The following is a 4393-nucleotide window of genomic DNA, read 5'->3' on the forward strand; positions in this document are numbered from 1 at the left end:
GTCGAAGTATCCGTTCTTTTCAAGGCTTTCTACTGCTGATGCTGCATTGTCCTTAGTTAATACAAGACCATTAACTTCTACTTTGTCTACTTTATATCCTTCAGCTGGATTTAATACTACTCTTGTTGGCTCTCCAACCTTAACCATAACGTCTCCGCCAGTTAATGTAGTATCGTTAATTTCTACAGTTCCTTGTCCTTCTGTAGTTACATTAAGGATTGTATCTGTAACTTCTTCTTTAACGAATGTTACTTTCATTGAGTTTTGGATATCTCCCCAGAAGATATAGTCGAAGTATCCGTTCTTTTCAAGGCTTTCTACTGCTGATGCTGCATTATCCTTAGTTAATACAAGACCATTAACTTCTACTTTGTCTACTTTATATCCTTCAGCTGGATTTAATACTACTCTTGTTGGCTCTCCAACCTTAACCATAACATCTCCGCCAGTTAATGTAGTATCGTTAATTTCTACAGTTCCTTGTCCTTCTGTAGTTACATTAAGGATTGTATCTGTAACTTCTTCTTTAACGAATGTTACTTTCATTGAGTTTTGGATATCTCCCCAGAAGATATAGTCGAAGTATCCGTTCTTTTCAAGACTTTCTACTGCTGATGCTGCATTGTCCTTAGTTAATACAAGACCATTAACTTCTACTTTGTCTACTTTGTATCCTTCTGCTGGTTTAACTGTTACTCTTGTTGGCTCTCCAACCTTAACCATAACATCTCCGCCAGTTAATGTAGTATCGTTAATTTCTACAGTTCCTTGTCCTTCTGTAGTTACATTAAGGATTGTATCTGTAACTTCTTCTTTAACGAATGTTACTTTCATTGAGTTTTGGATATCTCCCCAGAAGATATAGTCGAAGTATCCGTTCTTTTCAAGGCTTTCTACTGCTGATGCTGCATTGTCCTTAGTTAATACAATTCCGTTAACTTCTACTTTGTCTACTTTATATCCTTCTGCTGGTTTAACTGTTACTCTTGTTGGCTCTCCAACCTTAACCATAACATCTCCACCAGTTAATGTAGTATCGTTAACTTCTACAGTTCCTTGTCCTTCTGTAGTTACATTAAGGATTGTATCTGTAACTTCTTCTTTAGCGAATGTTACTTTCATTGAGTTTTGAACATCTCCCCAGAAGATATAGTCGAAGTATCCGTTCTTTTCAAGACTTTCTACTGCTGATGCTGCATTGTCCTTAGTTAATACAAGACCATTAACTTCTACTTTGTCTACTTTATATCCTTCTGCTGGTTTAACTGTTACTCTTGTTGGCTCTCCAACCTTAACCATAACATCTCCACCAGTTAATGTAGTATCGTTAACTTCTACAGTTCCTTGTCCTTCTGTAGTTACATTAAGGATTGTATCTGTAACTTCTTCTTTAGCGAATGTTACTTTCATTGAGTTTTGAACATCTCCCCAGAAGATATAGTCGAAGTATCCGTTCTTTTCAAGACTTTCTACTGCTGATGCTGCATTGTCCTTAGTTAATACAAGACCATTAACTTCTACTTTGTCTACTTTGTATCCTTCTGCTGGTTTAACTGTTACTCTTGTTGGCTCTCCAACCTTAACCATAACATCTCCACCAGTTAATGATGTATCATTTACAACTACTGAACCTTCACCTTCTGTAGCTACTTTTAATATTGTATCTGTAACTTCTTCTTTAACGAATGTTACTTTCATTGAGTTTTGAACGTCTCCCCAGAATGTGTAGTCGAAGTATCCGTTCTTTTCAAGACTTTCTACTGCTGATGCTGCATTATCCTTAGTTAATACAAGACCATTAACTTCTACCTTGTCTACTTTGTATCCTTCTGCTGGTTTAACTGTTACTCTTGTTGGCTCTCCAACCTTAACCATAACATCTCCACCAGTTAATGTAGTATCGTTAACTTCTACAGTTCCTTGTCCTTCTGTAGTTACATTAAGGATTGTATCTGTAACTTCTTCTTTAGCGAATGTTACTTTCATTGAGTTTTGAACATCTCCCCAGAAGATATAGTCGAAGTATCCGTTCTTTTCAAGGCTTTCTACTGCTGATGCTGCATTGTCCTTAGTTAATACAAGACCATTAACTTCTACCTTGTCTACTTTGTATCCTTCGGCTGGTTTAACTGTTACTCTTGTTGGCTCTCCAATCTTAACCATAACATCTCCACCAGTTAATGTAGTATCGTTAACTTCTACAGTACCATTTCCTTCTGTAGTTACATTTAAAGTAGTATCTGTAACTTCTTCTTTAACGAATGTTACTTTCATTGAGTTTTGAACATCTCCCCAGAATGTGTAGTCGAAGTATCCGTTCTTTTCAAGGCTTTCTACTGCTGATGCTGCATTATCCTTAGTTAATACAAGACCATTAACTTCTACCTTGTCTACTTTGTATCCTTCTGCTGGTTTAACTGTTACTCTTGTTGGCTCTCCAACTTTAACATTAACATCTCCACCAGTTAATGATTGATCATTTACAACTACTGAACCTTCACCTTCTGTAGTTACTTTTAATATTGTATCTGTAACTTCTTCTTTAACGAATGTTACTTTTACTGAGTTTTGAACATCTCCCCAGAATGTGTAGTCGAAGTATCCGTTCTTTTCAAGACTTTCTACTGCTGATGCTGCATTATCCTTAGTTAATACAAGACCATTAACTTCTACCTTGTCTACTTTGTATCCTTCTGCTGGTTTAACTGATATTCTTGTTGGTTCTCCAACTTTAACATTAACATCTCCACCAGTTAATGTAGTATCGTTAACTTCTACAGTACCATTTCCTTCTGTAGTTACTTTTAATATTGTATCTGTAACTTCTTCTTTAACGAATGTTACTTTCATTGAGTTTTGAACGTCTCCCCAGAATGTGTAGTCGAAGTATCCATTCTTTTCAAGGCTTTCTACTGCTGATGCTGCATTGTCCTTAGTTAATACCATTCCATTAACTTCTACTTTATCTACTTTGTATCCTTCTGCTGGTTTAACTGTTACTCTTGTTGGCTCTCCAACTTTAACATTAACATCTCCACCAGTTAATGATGTATCGTTTATAACTACTGAACCTTCACCTTCTGTAGCTACTTTTAAAGTAGTATCTGTAACTTCTACTTTTGTAAATGTTACTTTTACTGAGTTTTGAACGTCTCCCCAGAATGTGTAGTCGAAGTATCCGTTCTTTTCAAGGCTTTCTACTGCTGATGCTGCATTATCCTTAGTTAATACCATTCCATTAACTTCTACCTTGTCTACTTTGTATCCTTCTGCAGCTTTAACTGCTATTCTTGTTGGCTCTCCAACTTTAACATTAACATCTCCACCAGTTAATGATGTGTTATTTACTTCTACAGTACCATTTCCTTCTGTAGTTACATTTAAAGTAGTATCTGTAACTTCTTCTTTAACGAATGTTACTTTTAATGAATTTTGAACATCGCCATAGAATATATAATCAAAGTATCCATTCTTTTCAAGGCTTTCTACTGCTGATGCTGCATTATCCTTAGTTAATACAATTCCGTTAACTTCTACTTTATCTACTTTGTATCCTTCTGCTGGTTTAACTGTTACTCTTGTTAAATCACCAATTTTAACATTAACGTCTCCGCCAGTTAATGATTGATCATTTATTACTACTGAACCTTCACCTTCTGTAGCTACTTTTAAAGTAGTATCTTTAACTTCTATCTTTGTAAATGTTACTTTTACTGAGTTTTGAACATCTCCCCAGAATGTGTAGTCAAAGTATCCATTCTTTTCAAGGCTTTCTACTGCTGATGCTGCATTGTCCTTAGTTAATACAGAACCATTAACTTCTACCTTGTCTACTTTGTATCCTTCTGCAGCTTTAACTGCTATTCTTGTTGGTTCACCAATTTTAACATTAACGTCTCCGCCAGTTAATGAATTTCCATTTACCTCTACAGTACCATTTCCTTCTGTAGTTACGTTTAAAGTAGTATCTTTAACTTCTACTTTTGTAAATGTTACTTTTACTGAGTTTTGAACGTCTCCCCAGAATGTGTAGTCGAAGTATCCATTCTTTTCAAGGCTTTCTACTGCTGATGCTGCATTATCCTTAGTTAATACAGTACCATTAACTTCTACCTTGTCTACTTTGTATCCTTCTGCAGCTTTAACTGCTATTCTTGTTGGTTCACCAATTTTAACATTAACGTCTCCGCCAGTTAATGATTGATCATTTATTACTACTGAACCATTTCCTTCTGTAGCTACTTTTAAAGTAGTATCTTTAACTTCTACTTTTGTAAATGTTACTTTTACTGAGTTTTGAACGTCTCCATAAAATGTGTAGTCGAAGTATCCATTCTTTTCAAGGCTTTCTACTGCTGATGCTGCATTATCCTTAGTTAATACAGTACCATTA

At 35.6% G+C, this 4393-nt stretch carries 1 protein-coding gene; it reads right to left on the reverse strand.

Annotated features, from left to right (window positions below):
* Window positions 1–3234 (reverse strand): hypothetical protein (locus AC4FQV_RS11775; protein WP_491165593.1); only part of this gene is annotated, 3234 nt, incomplete at its 3' end.
* Window positions 3235–4393 lie beyond the last annotated feature (1159 nt).

Source organism: Clostridium sp. TJA038 (assembly GCF_058310255.1).